We start from the raw sequence: 18,063 nt of genomic DNA, 5'->3' as shown, positions 1-18,063 counted from the left end.
GTCAAGAGGCCAGGACCTGCACGGAAGTGCTATTGCCCTGCCGTACATGGCAAGTGGCGTGAGTGCTCCACGGATTTCCTCAGGGGTTCTTCGCCCAGGGTCAAGAAGCCGGCGCGGATCGCCATGGGATCGTCAAGCCCGGGGGAGGAGACTGGACGCGACCCGGCTGCAGTGCCGGACCAAGAGCTGTTTCAGGCACGGACTTTTTGAAGGAGCACCATGACGGACAACGGCAATCCGCTTTCCGGGTCCACGACCCTCTCGGACACCTCGACCTGGCTTCCGCTGGACGGGCTCGCCCCGGGATTCGATGCCAACAAGGCGCCCCATGACACGGCGCTCGCGGGCCGGGTGATCACGGTGGTGGACGAACGCGGCACACGGGTTTCGCACCAGTTCAGCGAGCATGAGGTCAGCTGGGACTACCAACCGGGCCCGAAGGATCCGCTGGAGCCGCATCGGGGAACGGACTCCTACGAGGCGTTCCTCGTGGACGACGGCCTGTACTTCGTGCAGTTCCACCACCGCGACAGCCCCACCCAGGCGATCTCCCTGGTCCTCGATCTGCGGAACGGGCACGCCCTGAGCACCATCAGCACGATCCTCCCGGAGGACGGCCGGCCCGCGGGAGCCACCAGGGTCCGTCATGACTTCGCCCCAGGGGTCATCGAGGGAGCCACGGTGCACGGGAAGCGGCCTGCTCCCACCGATTCCATGATCGGTCGGCGAGTGGTCTGGGACTACAGCCCCGAGCACGCCTACGAGCACATCTACCTCTCCGATCAGTGGTACACCTGGCAGTGTCTGGCCGGCCCGGAGAAGGGCCTGGCCGACACGGATGAGAACTCGGTCTGGGAGATCCGGCCCGGCATCAACCTTTTCGCCTGGCGGGAGAAGGTCATCCCCTGCGCCTCCGTCACGATCGCGGACCACCGGAACGGTGCGGCGATCCGCTCGCACGGCGTGCTCTTCGGTCTGGACGAGAGCGGCGAAGTGCCCACGCACTTCACCTTCGGAGCCCTCGGACGCCTGGTGTCCATGACGGTGCATCCGGAGACGCTCGACTTCGGCTGAGACCGGCATGAAGATGGCCCCGGACGGTGAATCCGTCCGGGGCCATCTTCATGTCCCTCCTCGTGGGAAGCCGGTATCAGCTGCGGATGATCTGGCTGGCGGAGACGGCCTTCAGACCCTCGACGCCGAATTCCAGGCCATAGCCGGACTGCTTGACCCCACCGAACGGCACCATCGGGTGCAGACCGCCGTGACTGTTGACCCACACGGTGCCCGCTTCGAGTCTGCTCGCCACCTGCAGGGCGCGCTCGCGGTCGGAGGACCACACGGACGCGCCGAGGCCCACGGACGCCGCATTGGCCATGGCGACGGCGTCTTCGACGTCGTCGTAACGGATCACCGGGAGGACCGGCCCGAACTGTTCCTGCTGGACCAGCTCCGAGTCGTCGGCGATGTCCGTGACGATGGTGATGGGGAAGAAGGTGCCGCCGAGCGGTGTCCCACCTGAGGCGATCGTGGCGCCGGAGGCCTTGGCGGACTCGACGAGACGCTGGACGATCTCGAACTGCGCCTGGTTCTGAACCGGTCCCAGCAGATTGCCCTCCTCAAGCCCCGGGCCCATGGGGATCCTGGCCGCCACGGCTGTCAGCTCCCGGACCACGGCGTCGTAGACGGCATTGTGCACGTACAGCCGCTTGAGCGCCGCGCAGGTCTGGCCGGTGTTGATGAACGCGCCCCAGAACAGGTCTTCGGCGATCGCGGCCGGATCGGCGTCTTCCAGAACGATCCCGGCGTCGTTGCCGCCCAGTTCCAGTGTGAGTCGCTTGATGGTGTCGGCCGAGCTGCGGATGATGGAGCTGCCGGTCCGGGTGGAACCGGTGAACATGACTTTGGCGACCGCCGGATGTGCTGCGAGAGCGGCGCTGACTTCGCGGTCGCCGCTGATCGCTTCCAATACGCCGTCCGGGAGTACGGAGTTCACCACATGCACCAGGGCGAGGACGCTCAGGGGGGTGTATTCAGAGGGCTTGACGATCACGGCATTTCCCATGCGCAGCGCCGGGGCGAATTGCCACACGGCGATCATCATGGGCCAGTTCCACGGGCCGATGGCGGCCACCAGCCCGAGTGCACGGAAGTGCTGCTCTGCCCGGCCGCTTTCGTCGTCCACCAGAAGCTGGGGTTCCAGGACGGTGTCCGCCGAGGCGCGCAACCAAGCTGAACAGGCGCCGACTTCGAAGCGGGCGTTGGGACCGTCCAGCGGCTTGCCCTGCTCACGGGAGAGCAGACGGGCGAGCGCTTCGGCATGCTGTTCGACGGCGTCGGCAGCGGCATGGAGCAAACGGCTTCGCTCCGCGTGACCCACGGCGTCCCAGCCGGGCTGGGCCGCCGTGGTCCGGGCGATGGCGGCCTCGAGCTGATCCACGCCTTCGACGGGAGCTCTGCCGATCACCTCGCCGGTGGCGACATCGCGGATCTCCCGGCCGCCCTGGGCCGGCTGGATGGCCGCGAGCAATTCCTCATACTGTTCCATGGTTCTCCTCCTGATGAGCAGTGCTGTCTTCACGGTAGGTTCCGGCGTGCGGGAGGTCATCGGACGCGAGCGTGCGGGCCTTGTCCAGGAGCGCACGATCGAGGGGCGACGACGACGGCGCACCGGCCGCCGTCGTCAGTGGCAGGTGCAGGCGCGGCCGTCGCCGCAGCACCCTCCGCTGCCGTGCCGTCCGCCGTCCGGGAGATCGAGCGCCGGATTCTGATCGAGGAAGCCGTGCGGTTTGAAGCTGAAGCCCGAGTAGTCGACCGGCATGATGGGCCAGTCTTCGGGACGGGGCACATGGGTGGGGCCGAAGACGTGCCAGAGCACCAGTCGTTCGTCCTGCAGCAGCCGGTCCGCGGCCGTCCAGGCCGGAAGCCCGGCACCACCGGGGTTCGCATTGGGAAAGTCGCCCGCCGGGAAACGTTCGTCGCTGCGGTACGGCGTGGCCCAGAGGTGTTCGGTCGCGAAGGTGGCACGCTGCCAGACCGAGGACTCCGGCTGGGCCATGAGGACGGGACCGGTGTGCGGATGCAAGCGGTAGGCCGTGGAGTGGCCCAGCCGGTTGTGGGCCGTACTGCTCCGGACCTCCCACAGGCGGCCCAGCGACGGATCGGCACGCCTCCTGGCCTGGGACTCACTGGAGAGGAGACGCTCGTCCCAGGTGAAGGCGTTGCCGTACGGGTTGTCGGGGCCCATGGGGATGCCCTTCACCTCGACTTCGTACAGGGAGTTCTCCGGAGTGTCCACGGCCGTCTCCAGGCGGGCACAGAAGAGGTGCTGGTGCACCGGGGCGAAGACGCCCGGCGCGACCTCGGGGGCATGAGGATTAGTGGTGCCGGGCACGCCGGCCCCGGCGAACACGATGCCGGTCGCCTTCGCCTCCAACTGGATGGTGCCGTCGAGGTAGAGGTACCAGAAGAAGCCATAGTCGTAGTTGCCGATGGTGGAGAAGTAGGAGATGACCAAGCGGCGTGAGCGGCGGACCTCGGTGTTGCCTTCCGTGTCGGTGTGCTTCCAGAGGATGCCGTAGTCTTCCTCGTGCATGCAGACCGCTTGCGGGATTTTGACAGGGTGTCCGTGGTCGTCGGCCACGAACTGGTCGAAGTAGTGGATGACGCCCAGGCAGTCGCAGCCGAGGGTGAGTGAGTTCGCGTTCTTGCCGAGAAGGTATTCGCCGGCATCGAAGTAGCTGATCCAGTAGCGTCCCACCGCCGTGTCGCCGTAGGGCACCACCATCTCCGGAACGCTGGCACGGCGCAGCACGCTCCGTTCCCGCTCTCCGTCCCGGAACGTCAGGGAGTTCAGGACCAGCCCCTCCCGGGCGTTGAAGCCGACGCGGAAGGACCAGTTCTCCCAGGTGACCGCTGAACCGTTCACCTGGAAGCTGGGCCCCTCCGGCTGGGTGATCTCGATCGGCTTCAGGCTGCTGCGGGCCGGACCCTGTGCCGCCGGCGTGTAGTTTCCATGCGCTTCCGGTACAGGAACGTCGCCCTCGTCGTCGATACGGATGACACTTTCCCGCGTGAGGTCGATGTGGACCACGAGGCCCTCCACCGGATGCGCCCAGGGGCTGTCCTGCTCATGCCCGCGGAGGAATGTCAGTGAACGGATGACCCGGGTTCCGCGCTCGTCCTCGCGGCCGAAATACCCCGGGGCGAGAGGCGCGCAGAAGGCGAGATCGATGGCATCTCCCAGACCCCGGCGGGTCATGGCGGCCCGCCACGCCGGATCCTCCTTCACGATGCGCTCCACGCGCTCGTACTCCTCGAAGAGGTATTGCGGCTGACCTTCGCTATCGGTGTCGATGACGCGGTCGGACTCGATCGCACCGGCCCCGTCCAGGGCGACGACGGCGGACACGACGACGCCGCTCGCGATGTCGAGCAGCACAGCCTCCACCCGGCGATGCAGCGCGTCGCCGTCCTGCCAGCCGCGGAGCCATGCAGGATCCGGGTCCAAAGGCAGCAACTGGGCCACCCGGACGGTGTCACCCAGGTGACCCTCACGGTGCAGCAGAGCTCGCGCTGCCGCGATCTCCGCAGCCGTCAGCGGGTCGAGAGGATGACGGACCTCCACCGGCTCGGTGACCCGCTGGCCGTGCGTGTGAAGAGGGGATCCTTTGTGCGTGTCCCCACTGTCGTCATGCCGATTCTCCATGCGGAGTCCTCCCGTCGTGCCGGAATGCCCGGTGGTCCGGGCACACAGTTCCTGGCCCCACGGTAGGTGCGGACACCCGACGGCGCCGGGAACGGTTCGGGCACGGTCAAGGCCTGTTCACTCTGAGCCAAGAGGCGGCTGGGAGGGTCGTCTCAGCTGATGAAACGCGCTCTGAAATCGCGTGGACTCTCGCCGAAGGAGGATTTGAAGGTCCGGCTGAAATGCGCCGGATCGGGGAATCCCCATGCTGCGGCGATGGCGGCCACCGAGCGGTTGACCAGGATGGGGTCCGAGAGCTCCCGCTTACAGCGGGCCAGGCGCTTCTGGCGGATCCAGGAGGAGACGGTGACGCCCTCGGCATGGAACAGGCCGTGCAGATGGCGCGTGGAGATGAAGTGTGCGGCCGCGATCGAACCCGGGGTGAGTTCGGGGGAGGCCAGATTACGGTCGATGTAGGCGTGGATGTCCAGGAGCAGCCTCTCCCGCGGGTCGGTGACCGGCCTGTCGGTGCCCAGGGACCCGGCGAACGCCGTCGCGAGGACGTCGAGGCAGGAATGGGCGATGCGCACGCCGAAGGGGCCGGCGAGTTGATCCAGGCTGCCTGAGACCTTCGCGAGCAGCGCCGCGGCGAGACTCCCCAATTGACCGGGCGCGGCCAGGTTGATCGCCGAGACCTGGTGGATCTGCGACTCGGGCAGTTCGAAGGACGACTTCGGGAACATGGCGACGATGATGCGGCTCTGCTCTTCGGAGATGAGCGAGTAGGGCCGGGAGGTGTCGTAGACCGCGAGGTCGCCAGGCCGCAGGAACACCTCACGGGAGTCCTGGATCAGGAGACTTGAACCGGCGAGGATCAGGCTGACCTTGTAGTAGTCGGGGCCACCCTGACGGATGAGCTCGCTCGTCCGCTCCACCTGATGGCTTCCGGCGGACAGCTCGGTCAGGTGGAAGTCCAGGGCCGAGGCGGAACGGATGCTGCTGAGGAACGCGCCGTGCTGTCCGGAGGACACCTGTAAGGGGACGAATGCCGAGGACACCGTCTTCCGGAACGCCTCGAACTCATGGCTGCGCTGAAGGGTGATTCCCTGGTCGGCCGCGAGGCCGTGGGAGGAGTAGGTCATGCTTCCCGTCCTCTGATCGGAGCCCGCGTCGTCTGTGACGTGGATCTCAGTTCAAGGTTGGCAAGGATTGTATATTATTTTCAGCTCGTCCGGAAGGAACATCCGGGTTCACTCGAAGCGTTCGGTGGAGCCCATGCCGTATCGGGCGATTTCCGGGTAGCCGCTGGAGTAGTCGATGACGGTGGTGGGCTCGGTGCCGCATTCGCCCGCATCGATCACCGCATCCACTTGGTTGTCGAGTTCCTCTTTGATCTCCCAGCCTTGCACCAAGGGCTCGTCCTGACCGGGCAGAAGGAGGGTGGAGGAGAGCAAAGGCTCTCCGAGCTCCTCGAGAATCGCGTGCGTGACGCGGTGGTCGGGGATGCGTACCCCGACGGTCTTCTTCTTCGGCTGGAGGAGCCTCCGGGGCACCTCCTTGGTGGCCGGCAGGACGAAGGTGTAGCTGCCGGGCGTGACGGCCTTGATGTCGCGGAAGGCGTCATTGCCGATGTTCACCAGTTGGCCCATCTGTGCGAAGTTGCTGCAGACCAGGGTGAAGTTGTGCTTGTCATCGAGTCTGCGGATCTGCCGGATCCGCTCGAGGGCCGCCTGATTGCCCACCGCCGCTCCGAGCGCGTAACAGGAATCCGTCGGATAGGCGATCAAGCCGCCGTCGCGAATGATCTGCACCACCTGCTGGATGAGACGCGGCTGGGGGTCGACGGGATGGATATCGAAATAGCGGGCCATGCTTCTGAGCATACGTCCGCTCCGGTAGCGTGGAGGAGTGCAGCCAATTCTCGATTTCATCGGCCACTACTGGTGGCTCGTCTTCGTCTTCGGCGGTGTCGGTGCCGGCTGGGCGAGGAGGATCTCCCAAGCGGGTGAACGGCGCCACCAGCGTCGGGTGGAGATCGAGCGGATCCGCGCGGGTCTGCCCGCCCCGGCGGCCGAGCCGGAGGGCGACGGACACGAACCACAGGAGCCCCCGCAGAGTGGAGCGCTTGACCTGAGTCGCGTGCTCTCCGAACACGATTCCATCAACTCCCGCTGGCTCGAGTACGAACTCGACGTCGCGAAGATGATCGACTTCCCTGGGATGAGCGACGTCCGGGAGCCGCTGACCGTCGAGTACCTCAAGGCGAAGCGCCGGGCGGATTCCCTGCGCCCAGTCCCCGGCGAAGAACTGCCCGATGAGGAGTTCCAGGCCTATCGTGATGCCGTTCTGGCGTATGGCCATGCCTTCGACGTGGCCGAGCGGAATGCGCAGCGGATCAAGGACTCGGCTTTCTCTCCGGAAGAACGGGAGCACCTCGCCAGGGCACGCCAGCTGCTCAACATCGCCGTCGACCCCGGAGCCACGGCACCGGAGCGGCAGGCGGCGTACCGGAGGGTGCGCAAGGAGCTCGACGGCCTGATCGCCGTGCCGCAAACAGCCTTCGCCTCTCTGGAACGCCAGATCGCAGCCGCGTTGGACGGACCGCACCGTGCAGCCCCGCCCGGAGCCGCGCACTGATTCCTCACCGGGTGTTCACCGGATTTTCATGCTGTCGTCAACAGCCCTTAACATAGCGATGTGGCGTCCTGCGCGCTGCGGCTGACTCACGACACACAGATTGGGCCCGGGTGGACGTCACCTTCATGGCAGCGCTGGTCATTGTGCTGGCTCTCTTCTTCGATTTCACAAATGGTTTCCATGACACGGCGAACGCCATGGCGACCCCCATCGCCACCGGGGCCATCAAGCCCAAGACGGCAGTGGCCCTCGCCGCGGCGCTGAACCTGGTGGGAGCATTCCTGTCCACCGAGGTCGCCAAGACCGTCTCCGGCGGGATCATCCGGGAAGGTTCGGACGGGATCCACATCACTCCTGAGATCATCTTCGCGGGCCTGATGGGGGCCATCCTCTGGAACATGTTCACCTGGCTCAAGGGCCTGCCCTCCAGTTCCTCCCACGCCCTGTTCGGTGGTCTCATCGGCGCAGCGGTCGTGGGAATCGGGGTGTATTCGGTGAACTTCGACACGGTTCTGCTGAAGGTGATCCTGCCCGCCGTGTTCGCCCCCGTGATCGCAGGCGGCGTCGCCTACATCTGCACGCGTCTGGCCTATGCGCTGACTTCGCGCCACGATCCGGAGACCGGTGACAAGCTCACCCAGAAGCGTGGTGGCTTCCGTACGGGACAGATCTTCACCTCGAGCCTCGTGGCGCTGGCACACGGCACCAACGACGCTCAGAAGACCATGGGCATCATCACGCTGGTCCTGATCGCCAGCGGAACGCAGCCGGCCGGTTCCGGCCCGGAGTTCTGGGTCATCGCGGCCTGTGCCCTCGCCATCGCGATCGGCACCTACTCGGGTGGGTGGAGGATCATCCGGACCATGGGCTCGGGCCTGACGGAGGTGAAGCCCGCTCAGGGCTTCTCCGCGGAGACCAGCACGGCCGCCGCCATTCTGGCTTCTTCCCACCTCGGATTCGCGCTCTCCACGACCCAGGTGGCGTCGGGCTCGGTGATCGGTTCCGGCCTCGGCCGCAAGGGCACCACGGTGCGCTGGGGCATGGTCGGCAAGATCGCCACCGGCTGGCTCTTCACGCTGCCTGCCGCTGCGATCGTCGGCGCCCTGACGGCGCTTCTCGTGGGAACCGGCCCTGTCGGGACCGCCATTGCCATCGCGGTCGGCATCGGCACCATCGTGGCCATGTTCCTGCACTCCCGGAAGTCCCACGTGAGCCACAACAACGCCGTCGAGGTCGAAGAAGCCGGCACGGCCGTCCGCTTCCAGAAAAAGAAGAAGGCCGCCAAGGCCGCGAACAAGGGTGTCCAGGAATGAAGTGGTTGGAACTGCTGCAGGTCGCCGGCGCGACCCTCGTCTCCGCCGTCGTCCTGGTGGTGCTGTACTCGCTCGGTGTGCGGCTGACGGCCATCGCGGCCGACGCTGAACAGAAATCCCCGCGGATCACCCGTTCGATCGCGTATCTGTGCTTCGGTGCCTGCGGCGCCGTAGTGCTCTTCGGGATCTACCTGATCGTGCCTTACTTCACCAAGTAGACGGCGCCCCTCCGGCTGGAAGCTCCGGGCCTTCGGCCGGGCTATGGTGGGGTATGGGGAAATTCCAGTACTTCACGGCAGTGTCCTTGGACGGCTTCATCGCCACGGATGACGATTCTCTCGACTGGCTTTTGAACGCCGAAGAGACCGGGACACCGGGCCGCTACGAGGAGTTCTACAGCGGCGTCGGTTGCGTGGTGATGGGCGGCATCACCTACGAGTGGCTCCTGGAGCATTTCGAAGGTCCCTGGCCATATGCGGGCACGCCGGTCTGGGTCTTCACCCACCATGAGCTTCCCGTTTATCCGGGAGCTGACATCACCCTGGTCCGGGGTGAGGTCCGGGAATTCGTGCCTGACTTCCTTCGCGACGCAGGGGAGAAGGACGTCTGGGTGATGGGTGGCGGTCAGCTCGCGGCGCAGTTCGCGGCCGCAGGTCACCTGGATGAGCTGATCCTCACCGTCATGCCCATCACTTTGGGCTCCGGCAAACGCATCCTGCCCCTCGAAGGCGGCGGCCGCCTGTGGGAGCTGCGGGAGAGCCGCGCCGTCGGGAGCGTCCTCGAACTGCGGTACGAGGCGGCGCCACGTCCCTGATGCTCCGCCGCGCCGGATGAAAATGTCGCAGTCGACCACTACGCTGGCAGGGTGAGCGAAACAGGCAAGAGCGCGGCGGCGGAGAACGGCAACGACGGCGGGGCCTCCCCGGCGGAAACGGCAACGGGGGAGCGGAACCGGCTCCTGGTCCTGGACGGCCATTCGATGGCTTTCCGGGCGTTCTACGCCCTTCCGGCGGAGAACTTCGCCACGTCCACGGGACAGCACACCAATGCGGTGCACGGCTTCACCTCGATGCTGATCAATCTCATCAAGGACCAGAAACCGACCCACGTGGCCGTCGCCTTCGACGTCTCCGATGACACCACCTTCCGCAAGAAGGAATACGACGGTTATAAGGGCGGCCGGAACGCCACCCCGGAGGAGTTCAGCGGCCAGATCGACCTGATCGACCAGGTCATGCACGCCTGGGGCGTCAAGACCCTGAAGATGCCGGGTTTTGAAGCGGATGACATCCTGGCGACTCTCGCGGCCCGGGGCGAAGAGGCCGGCTGGGAGGTTCTGCTGGTCTCCGGGGACCGCGACGCCTTCCAGCTCATCACCGACAACGTCTTCGTGCTGTACCCCAAGAAGGGCGTCTCCGACATCCCTCGCATGGACGCTGAGGCTGTCCGCGAGAAGTACTTCGTCGGTCCGGATCAGTACTCCGACCTCGCCGCCCTGGTGGGAGAGACCGCCGACAACCTTCCGGGCGTACCGGGCGTCGGCCCGAAGACCGCGGCCAAGTGGATCAATCTCTACGGTGGCTTGCCGGGCATCCTGGAGAACCTCGACGCGATCAAGGGCAAGGTGGGGGACTCGCTCCGCGAACATCTGGACGATGTGAAGCGGAACCGCCATCTCAACCAGCTGCTCAAGGACCTTGACCTCGGAGTGTCCCTCGACGAGCTGGCCGCTCCGCGCCCGGACCAGGACGCCGTGGAGGAATTGTTCGACGCCCTTGAGTTCAAGACGCTGAGGACCCGCCTCTTCGCCCTGTATGGCGAGGACACCGCCGCCGCGCAGCAGGAAGGCATCGAACTCCCGCCCTTCGAGCGTGGTGCCACCGCCGAAAGCCTCGGCCTCTTCCTGGCGGGCGACGACGGCGGCGTGCCGGCGGCTCTCGCCGTGGACTCGGCGCCGGGCGGCATCGGCCGGGAGGCCACCGCCGTCGCGATCCTCCGCGGGGAGTCGGCCCGGTACCTCGAGCTGGCCGAACTCGACGCCGCGACCGAGAAGGTCCTGGCGGACTGGCTGGCCGCTCCGGAGCAGGCCAAGGCCATCCACGAGTACAAGGAGGCTTTCAAGGCCTTCCACGCACGGGGGCTGACGCTGGAGGGCGTGGTGGATGACACCTCGATCTCCGGCTACCTCATCCAGCCGGACAGGCGGAACTATGAGCTCGCGGAGCTCATCCAGCACCATCTGAAGGTGACCTTGGAGGAAGCACCCGCAGTGCCCGACGGTCAGCTTGATCTCGGTCTGGATGCGGACGGCACAGCGGCTCAGGCCCGGGCCGAGGCTCTGGTACGCCAAGCGGCCGCGGTCCGCGCGCTCAGCGATCACCTGGCTCCGATGCTCGCCGAGCGTCAGGCCGATCACCTGCTCACCACCCTTGAACTCCCGGTGGCACGAGTGCTGGCCGACATGGAGATCGCGGGCATCGCGGTGTCCCGGGAGAAGATGCAGGAGCAGCTGGACGATCTCGCCAAGCAGGTCGATGTCGCGCAACAGGCCGCCTACGCGGCGATCGGTCACGAGGTGAACCTCGGCTCGCCGAAGCAGCTTCAGATCGTGCTGTTCGAGGAGCTGGGGCTGCCCAAGACCAAGAAGATCAAGTCCGGGTACACCACGGATGCGGCCAGCCTGAAGAACCTCCTGGAGAAGACGGGCCACGAGTTCCTGGTGCAGCTCATGGCGCACCGCGAGGCGTCGAAACTCCGGCAGATGGTGGAGACGCTCTACAAGTCAGTGGGAGAGGACGGGAGGATCCACACCACGTACGCACAGAACGTGGCTGCCACCGGCCGTATCTCCAGCAACAACCCGAACCTCCAGAACATCCCGGTGCGCAGCGAAGAAGGGCGACGGGTACGGGATCTGTTCGTTGTCGCGGAGGGTTACGAGTGCTTGTTGGCGGCCGACTACTCCCAGATCGAGATGCGCATCATGGCCCATCTTTCGGCTGACGCCGGGCTCATCCAGGCCTATCAGGACGGGGAGGATCTGCATCGCTATGTCGGTTCGCACATCTTCAACGTGGCCCCGGAGGAGGTCAGCAGCGCGATGCGGTCCAAGGTGAAGGCCATGTCGTATGGTCTTGCCTACGGCCTGACGAGTTTCGGCCTGTCCAAGCAGCTGGAGATCTCGGTTGATGAGGCGCGGACGCTGATGAAGGACTACTTCGACCGTTTCGGTGCGGTGCGCGACTATCTGCGCGGCGTCGTCGAGCAGGCCCGGCAGGACGGCTACACCGCCACGATCGAGGGGCGCCGCCGCTATCTGCCCGATCTGACGAGCACAGACCGGCACCTCCGGGAGATCGCCGAGCGCGTCGCCCTCAACTCGCCCATCCAGGGTTCTGCGGCGGACATCATCAAGCGGGCCATGCTGGGCGTCGCCGAGGCGCTGAAGGACGAGGGGCTGAAGTCCCGTCTGCTTCTGCAAGTCCACGATGAACTCGTCCTGGAGGTCGTGCCCGGCGAACGGGAGGCCGTGGAGGCACTGGTGACCCGGGAGATGGGTCACGCCGCAGAGCTCAGCGTGCCGCTGGACGTCCAGATCGGAGTCGGCAAGAGCTGGCACGAGGCCGGTCACTAGGCACGCGCGACGGCGGAAGGAACTCCTGGACACAGCACGTGCCGGCCTGGACTGATCCGGACCGGCACGTGCTGTCGACGACTCAGAGAGGGTTCAGTACTCTTCGCCGTACTTGTAGTCCGGGAAGTCGAAGCAGGCACTGAAGGCGTCCACGCGGAGACGGTCGGGGCCGGAGAAGAACCCCACGATCAGGTGGATGCCATCCCGGTGCAGAAGGTCCACCGCGGACTGGCCATCGGAGTCGGTTTTGTCCGCCATCGTCCAGCCATCCTTAGCAGCGAACTCTGCCTTCACCTTTGCGAGCATTCCCGCCTTGTCGGCGCCCTCCAATAGAGTCACTTCGCCGGCCCCGGACCAGAGTTTCTGGTCTCCCTGGCAGCTCATGAGTTTCGACTTCTCGTTGAGGAATCTGTTGCCCCGGGATTCACTGGGCACGAAGTCCAGGATGGTGCGTTCCAGCGAGAGCACGTTGTTCTTGGCTTCATCGAGGGTGGGTTTGTTCATGGTGGGGTTTCCTCCAGGTGTTCCGCAAGCAGCGAGGACGAGTGTGGCCGCAATGATCGTGATGGCGGGTGTGAGCCTCCGGGAAGCGCGGCGTAGTTTCATCCGTAGATCTCCTTCTCGATGTCGCGGAGAGCGGTCTGGTTGTCCGGGCCGGTTGTTGCGATGAGGCTGTGATCGTCGACGATGTCCATTCCGGTGGTCCCTCCCGGCGACTCGTAGACATGCCGGTCGAAGACCGGGTCACGCATGGGATAGTTCTCCCCGACCACGCCCAGCTTTTCCGCGACCTGAAGGATATCGGGATAGGTGTAACTGGAGTACTCGGTTCCCGGAGACGGCGTCCACCCGGGTGGCATGGCGGCGCCGGACAGGGCGATCACCTTGTCGAAGTGGGCCCCGCTCATCTCCGATCCTGTGACGTTGCGAAGGCCCCAGCTGTGGCCCATGCCCACGCTCTCGGCGCCCGGGGGCCTTTCCAGATCGACCGCGGCCTGGAAATCAGCCAGCACGGGGGCGGTCTTCGCGACGAACTCGTCGCTCTTCGCTTCCTGGAGGAAGGCTTCGACGAAACCGCCGTCGGGGAATTCCGTGCCCTTGTAAACGAAGGCCACGGTGGACTTGCTCGAATCGTTCTGAACCAGGTGGTTGGCCATCTCCTGGGCGCCGCCTTTGTAGAACGAGGACTCGTTGGTGGTGGTCCCGGGAACATAGGTGATCACGTGCTTGGTGCTGGCGTTGTAGTCGCCGATCATCTCCACGATTGAGGAATGAGCCGGGTCATAGGCGGCGAGCTTGGTCTTGCCGTCCACCACGGACTGCAGGTAGGGGATGCTGTTCTGGCGCTGCGCCCATGCCGCGTGATCCTTGGCGACCTGGTCGATGTACGGTCGTCCGCCGATCGTCAGGAACGGGTTGATCTTGGGTTCCGGATCGTGGTTCTTCAGCCAGTCGATCCGGTTCTGGGCGTTGATCCGGTTGGCTTCCACTCGCGCGTCGAAGGGGATGCCGTTCGTGTTGCCGGCTTCGACAGGGTGCTGACGGATGAAGTCCTGCTGCTGTGCTTCGCTCAGCCCATTCCACCATTTCTGGATTTCCGCTGCGGATTTTCCGTCGAGGTCACCGATACCGGGGGTGCCCTGACCACCGGCGGATGGCACACTCGCGTTCACACCGCCGGTGCCGCCGCCCGAAGCGGCGCTGGCCTGTTCCTGCTCATCGGCGTGCCGTTGCAAAGCCTGTGCCGCCGCGGCAAGGAACCGCGCGGCCCGATTCATCGTATGGGAGTGTTCGGTGTCCCATTGCTGACGGAACCGCTTTCCGTCCGGTCCTGGCCACGAGACCGACGCGACTGCCGAGGACAAAGTCCTGGCTTGCGACTCCAAGGTCTTGCCCGAGGTCTTGACCTTTGTGGCCAGTTTCCTCAGTTCCTGGACATCCGCTCCGTAAAAGACTCCGGCCATCGCGTCCCCCTGTGTTTGCATCTACGATCTGTCGATGATGCGTGCATGGCCGCGTCATTGACAGAGGCTTTAAGCCCCTTTACTCCACCGACTATAGTTTCCCGTTCCCGACGCCGCCATGGGGAGTTCTGTCCATCATCCGGGCCGTCCGGCGAGCCTCCGAGAGGCGCTCAGATCCTGCCCTTGAAGGTGTTGCACTGGTTCAGATCACCTGACTGGTAGCCCGTGAGGAACCACTTCTGGCGCTGAGCGCTGGACCCGTGGGTCCAGGACTCCGGAGAAACCCTTCCCGTGGCGGCCTGCTGGATTCTGTCATCGCCCACGGAGGAGGCCGCGGAGAGCGCGTCTTTGATGTCCTGCTGCCGCAGGGGCTTAAGGAAGGGCTGGCCTGTGGCGGCGTCCGGCTCGGTGCTCGCGTAGTGCGCCCAGATGCCGGCGAAGCAGTCCGCCTGGAGCTCCACCCGGACTCCACCGGACTGCGGCCCCTGCGGATCCTGCTGCGCATAGTCGATGGTCCCCAGGATGTTCTGCACGTGGTGGCCGAATTCATGGGCCACGACGTATTCCTGCGCGAGCGGTCCGCCCGAGGAGCCGAACTGGGTCACGAGCTGCTGGAAGAACCCGGGGTCGAAGTAGGCGGTGCGGTCCGATGGGCAGTAGAACGGGCCGACGGCCGTCGTCGCCGGACCACAGGCGCTCTGGGTCCGCTGTGTGAAGAGCACCGTCTGGGGGCGTGGGTACTGCTTGCCGTACTTCTGGAGGTATCCGGGCCAGAAGCTGTTGAGGCTGTTCGCCGTCCCGGTGATGCGGCAGTCCAGCCGCTGATCGGCCTGGGCCCCGGTCTTGCAATCGGCGACGCCGCCCTGCTGGCTTTGGACCGCGGGCTGTTCGCCGGTTCCCGTGAGGTCGCCCAGGAGCTGGGGATTGACGCCCAGGAGTGTCAGGACCAGGATCAACAGGCCGCCGCCGATGCCGCCGCCGACCTTGACGCCGGTTCCGACGCCTCGCCGGTCCTGCACCTGCGAGGGATCCAGCCGGCTGCCTTCATTGAAGCTCATGGTTCACAGCCTACTGCCAAGCTATTCCCAGCCGATGAGTCTCGGAAGCCGGCGAAACGACACATGCCGGACAGGGCTCGCCTCTGCCGCGTAGAATCCTGGCGTGCCTTTTCTCACGCAGTTGTGCCGCTGGGCCGCCGAACGTCCGCACGAGCTCGCCGTCGCCGTCGGCAAGGAGAGTCTCAGCTGGGCCGAACTCCGGACAAGTGCGGAAGCACTCCTTCAGGGAGTGCCGGACGGCGGGTACAACGTCCTGCGCGAGCGCAACTCTGTGGACTTCATCCGACGGTGGGTGGCCGGTATCAGTGGCACCCGGCGGTGCGCGGTGCTGGACTCCTCACTCCCCGAAGCCCAGCTGCGGGACGTCCTCCGGCAATTGAACCGGTCCTGGGGTGCCGAGAACCCGCTGGCCCTCGCCGAGGACCATCGTGAAGGAGGCCGAAGGGGCGGGGACACCGTCGTCGTGCACCACCACCGGCAGGATGTCGCGCCCGCGCTGGACGACGGGGCGCAGGACAGCCTGTTCCTGCTGGCCCTGACCTCGGGCACCTCGAGTCTTCCGAAAGCGATCATCCGCACCCGGGCCTCCTGGGCCGCCTCCTTCACCGCCTCCGCCGAGTTCTTCGGCGTGAGGCCGGACGACGTGACGCTGGCTCCGGGACCGCTTTCCTCCGGGTTGAGCCTGTATGCGCTCTCCGAGTGCCTGTACAGCGGATCCGCCTTCCGAACCGTGGAGCAGGCAGATGTCGGTGAGATCCACGACGCGATCGAACACGACGGCGTGACGCGCCTGGTTCTGGTCCCCGCCTTGCTCAGGCTGCTGGCCGAGCGGGGCATCGCAGCGGGAGCGGACGCCGGCGGATTGCGCAGCATCGTCGCGGCCGGCGCGAAGCTCGACCCCAGGACCTTGGAGGCCGCCCGGCGCTGGGCCCCGCAGGCCACCATCTTCGAGTATTACGGTGCCCAGGAACTGAGTTTCGTCAGTGGAACGCGGCTGGACCCACAGGATCCCGTCGACGCCCAGACCCTCGTGTCCACGAGCGTGGGTACGCCGTTCCCCAGCGTGGAGATCGCCGTGCTGGACCCCGACGGTGAGCCGCTCGCCGAGGGAGTCACAGGCTCCATCGCGGTCAGCAGCCCGATGGTCAGCGAGGGATATCTCTGGGGGGACGATTCCCAGGCCTTCACCCGGCGCGGGTCCTGGTGCACCGTGCACGACCAGGGCTATCTCAGTGAGGGGCGGCTGCATTTTCTCGGCCGGGCCTCGGACATGATCAACACGGCGGGCCTCAACGTCTACCCGCAAGAAGTGGAACGGGCTCTCTCGGCGTTGCCTGGAGTGGAACTGGCGCTCGTCACCGGGGTGCCTGACCCCGTGCGTGGTCAGCGGCTCGTGGCGGCAGTCCGGATGGGGCACAGTGGCCTGGGATCAGGGCAGCTCCGCATGGGCCTGGCGGATCTTCTCGATGCACGCAAGCTGCCCCAGGAGTACTACGAGTTGCGCGAAGCGCCGCTGACCGAGCGAGGCAAGCCCAGCCGGGCCATGCTCCGCGACTGGATCGCTGAGGGCGATCCACGCACCCCGAGGATGCGCCCGTGAGCGCCCGCCCGGATGAGCGGACGCCGGTGCTGGTGGCCGGCTTGCGCACACCGCTCACCAGGACGGGAGGCTCGCTGGGAGCGTTGACGGCCGACGAGTTGCTGGCGCCCGTGCTCCGCACTCTTCTGGAGGCCGGGGGAGTTTCCGGGCGGGACGTCGATGAGGTGTTCGTGGGCAACGCGGTGGCCGCCGGAGGGAACGTGGCCCGGCAGGCGGGACTCGCCGCGGGGCTTCCTGTCTCGATTCCGGCGATGACCTTCGACCGGCAATGCACCTCCGGGCTCGACGCCGTCGTGCACGCAGCCCGTCTCGTGCAGGCCGGGGCGGGTGAGGTGTTCCTCGCAGGGGGCGCGGAGAGCATCAGTACGGCGCCGCAGCGCTCCGAACGATCACCTGACGGTGGGCTGAGGCCCTACAAACGGGCCCGCTTCACACCGCGTGGCTGGGCCGACCCGGAGATGGGGGAGGCCGCTGAGGCCGTCGCGGAGCACTCCGGAATCCTTCGTGAGGAGCAGGATCGATTCGCGGCACGCAGCCATGCGCGGGCCGTGCAGGCGGCCCAGGAGGGTCGCTTCGCGGCGGAGACGGTCGTCGTGCCGGGGGCGCCGGATGCCCGCGACGACGGTCCGCGTGCCGGTCTGGACTCGCGTCTTCTGGCACGCTTCGCCCCCGTGTTCCGGCCGGGTGGGACGGTCACCGCGGGCAACTCCTGCCAGGATGTCGATGGTGCGGCGGCCGTGCTCGTGACCAGTAGAAGCCGTGCCAGGGAACTGGGCTTCAGCAGCGGCCTGATGTTCGAGGACGCGGCGAGTGCCGGCGTCGAACCCGGGCTGCTGGGGCTCGGCGCGGTGGCGGCCGGACGCAAGCTGCCGGAAGCCTTGCTGCGAAACGTGGACCTGGTGGAATTCAACGAGGCCTTCGCCGCGCAAGCCCTGGCCTGCCTGCGGGCTCTCGGCATCGAGGAGGAGGCGGTGAACCGCGACGGCGGTGCCCTGGCTCTCGGTCACGCCTACGGGGCGTCGGGCGCCGTTCTTGCCGTCCGGCTCTTTCATCAGGCCCATCGTTCCGGGGTCGACGGACAGCAGGCCTTGGCACTCATCAGCGGGGCCGGCGGCCAGGGGGTGGCGGCGGCGTTCCGTTGGTGCGCAGACCTTTAGCGGCGACGCGGGG

At 66.3% G+C, this 18,063-nt stretch carries 15 protein-coding genes; 8 read left to right on the top strand and 7 right to left on the bottom strand.

Going from position 1 to position 18,063, the window contains the following annotated elements; all coding sequences use genetic code 11:
* Window positions 1-219 precede the first annotated feature (219 nt).
* A complete protein-coding gene (locus ACIPXZ_RS03410) occupies window positions 220-1,074 on the top strand; it encodes a MoaF C-terminal domain-containing protein (protein WP_400590730.1) in 855 nt (284 codons plus the stop codon).
* Between the two features lie 76 nt (window positions 1,075-1,150).
* Here ACIPXZ_RS03410 and ACIPXZ_RS03405 read toward each other — a convergent pair whose 3' ends face one another.
* From ACIPXZ_RS03405 to ACIPXZ_RS03390, 4 genes are all read right to left on the bottom strand, one after another.
* Entirely contained in the window at window positions 1,151-2,548 is a 1,398-nt protein-coding gene (locus ACIPXZ_RS03405; RefSeq protein WP_400590729.1) for an aldehyde dehydrogenase family protein, read from the bottom strand.
* Between the two features lie 135 nt (window positions 2,549-2,683).
* A complete protein-coding gene (locus tag ACIPXZ_RS03400) occupies window positions 2,684-4,708 on the bottom strand; it encodes a primary-amine oxidase (protein ID WP_400590728.1) in 2,025 nt (674 codons plus the stop codon).
* Between the two features lie 152 nt (window positions 4,709-4,860).
* A complete protein-coding gene (locus tag ACIPXZ_RS03395) occupies window positions 4,861-5,829 on the bottom strand; it encodes a helix-turn-helix domain-containing protein (RefSeq protein WP_400590727.1) in 969 nt (322 codons plus the stop codon).
* A gap of 108 nt (window positions 5,830-5,937) precedes the next feature.
* A complete protein-coding gene (locus ACIPXZ_RS03390; RefSeq protein ID WP_400590726.1) occupies window positions 5,938-6,558 on the bottom strand; it encodes an L-threonylcarbamoyladenylate synthase in 621 nt (206 codons plus the stop codon).
* A 37-nt stretch (window positions 6,559-6,595) separates the two neighbouring features.
* On the opposite strand from ACIPXZ_RS03390, the gene ACIPXZ_RS03385 reads away from it, so the two are divergent.
* The 5 genes from ACIPXZ_RS03385 (at window position 6,596) to polA (ending at window position 12,271) form a co-directional block, all read left to right on the top strand.
* Window positions 6,596-7,324, top strand: a complete 729-nt coding sequence (locus ACIPXZ_RS03385) for a hypothetical protein (RefSeq protein ID WP_400590725.1) — start codon at window positions 6,596-6,598, stop codon at window positions 7,322-7,324.
* Between the two features lie 110 nt (window positions 7,325-7,434).
* Complete coding sequence (locus ACIPXZ_RS03380) at window positions 7,435-8,637, top strand: anion permease (protein WP_400590724.1); 1,203 nt, start codon at window positions 7,435-7,437, stop codon at window positions 8,635-8,637.
* Entirely contained in the window at window positions 8,634-8,855 is a 222-nt protein-coding gene (locus tag ACIPXZ_RS03375; RefSeq protein ID WP_400590723.1) for a hypothetical protein, read from the top strand. The genes ACIPXZ_RS03380 and ACIPXZ_RS03375 overlap by 4 nt, the downstream gene beginning before the upstream one ends.
* Before the next feature lie 53 nt (window positions 8,856-8,908).
* A complete protein-coding gene (locus ACIPXZ_RS03370; protein ID WP_400590722.1) occupies window positions 8,909-9,451 on the top strand; it encodes a dihydrofolate reductase family protein in 543 nt (180 codons plus the stop codon).
* A 165-nt stretch (window positions 9,452-9,616) separates the two neighbouring features.
* Window positions 9,617-12,271, top strand: a complete 2,655-nt coding sequence (gene polA, locus ACIPXZ_RS03365; RefSeq protein ID WP_400591084.1) for a DNA polymerase I — start codon at window positions 9,617-9,619, stop codon at window positions 12,269-12,271.
* A 93-nt stretch (window positions 12,272-12,364) separates the two neighbouring features.
* Here the strand turns inward: polA and ACIPXZ_RS03360 are convergent, their stop codons facing one another.
* The 3 genes from ACIPXZ_RS03360 to ACIPXZ_RS03350 form a co-directional block, all read right to left on the bottom strand.
* Window positions 12,365-12,775 carry a hypothetical protein gene (locus ACIPXZ_RS03360; RefSeq protein WP_400590721.1) on the bottom strand — a complete coding sequence of 137 codons (411 nt, stop codon included), beginning with the start codon at window positions 12,773-12,775 and terminating at the stop codon, window positions 12,365-12,367.
* Between the two features lie 98 nt (window positions 12,776-12,873).
* Window positions 12,874-14,235, bottom strand: coding sequence for a hypothetical protein (locus tag ACIPXZ_RS03355; protein WP_400590720.1), 1,362 nt, complete (start codon window positions 14,233-14,235; stop codon window positions 12,874-12,876).
* Window positions 14,236-14,405: 170 nt separating this feature from the next.
* Window positions 14,406-15,293 (bottom strand): neutral zinc metallopeptidase, encoded by an 888-nt coding sequence (locus tag ACIPXZ_RS03350; protein WP_400590719.1) that lies wholly within the window; start codon window positions 15,291-15,293, stop codon window positions 14,406-14,408.
* A gap of 103 nt (window positions 15,294-15,396) precedes the next feature.
* On the opposite strand from ACIPXZ_RS03350, the gene ACIPXZ_RS03345 reads away from it, so the two are divergent.
* Complete coding sequence (locus ACIPXZ_RS03345) at window positions 15,397-16,893, top strand: class I adenylate-forming enzyme family protein (RefSeq protein WP_400590718.1); 1,497 nt, start codon at window positions 15,397-15,399, stop codon at window positions 16,891-16,893.
* Window positions 16,890-18,050 carry a thiolase family protein gene (locus ACIPXZ_RS03340; RefSeq protein WP_400590717.1) on the top strand — a complete coding sequence of 387 codons (1,161 nt, stop codon included), beginning with the start codon at window positions 16,890-16,892 and terminating at the stop codon, window positions 18,048-18,050. Before ACIPXZ_RS03345 ends, ACIPXZ_RS03340 begins: the two co-directional genes overlap by 4 nt.
* The last annotated feature ends 13 nt before the right edge of the window (window positions 18,051-18,063 follow it).

The organism is Arthrobacter sp. NPDC090010, from assembly GCF_044748305.1.
Classification (GTDB): Bacteria; Actinomycetota; Actinomycetes; order Actinomycetales; family Micrococcaceae; genus Arthrobacter_E.
The sequence above is the reverse complement of the archived record's forward strand: the minus strand, read 5'-3'. Positions and strand labels throughout refer to the sequence as shown.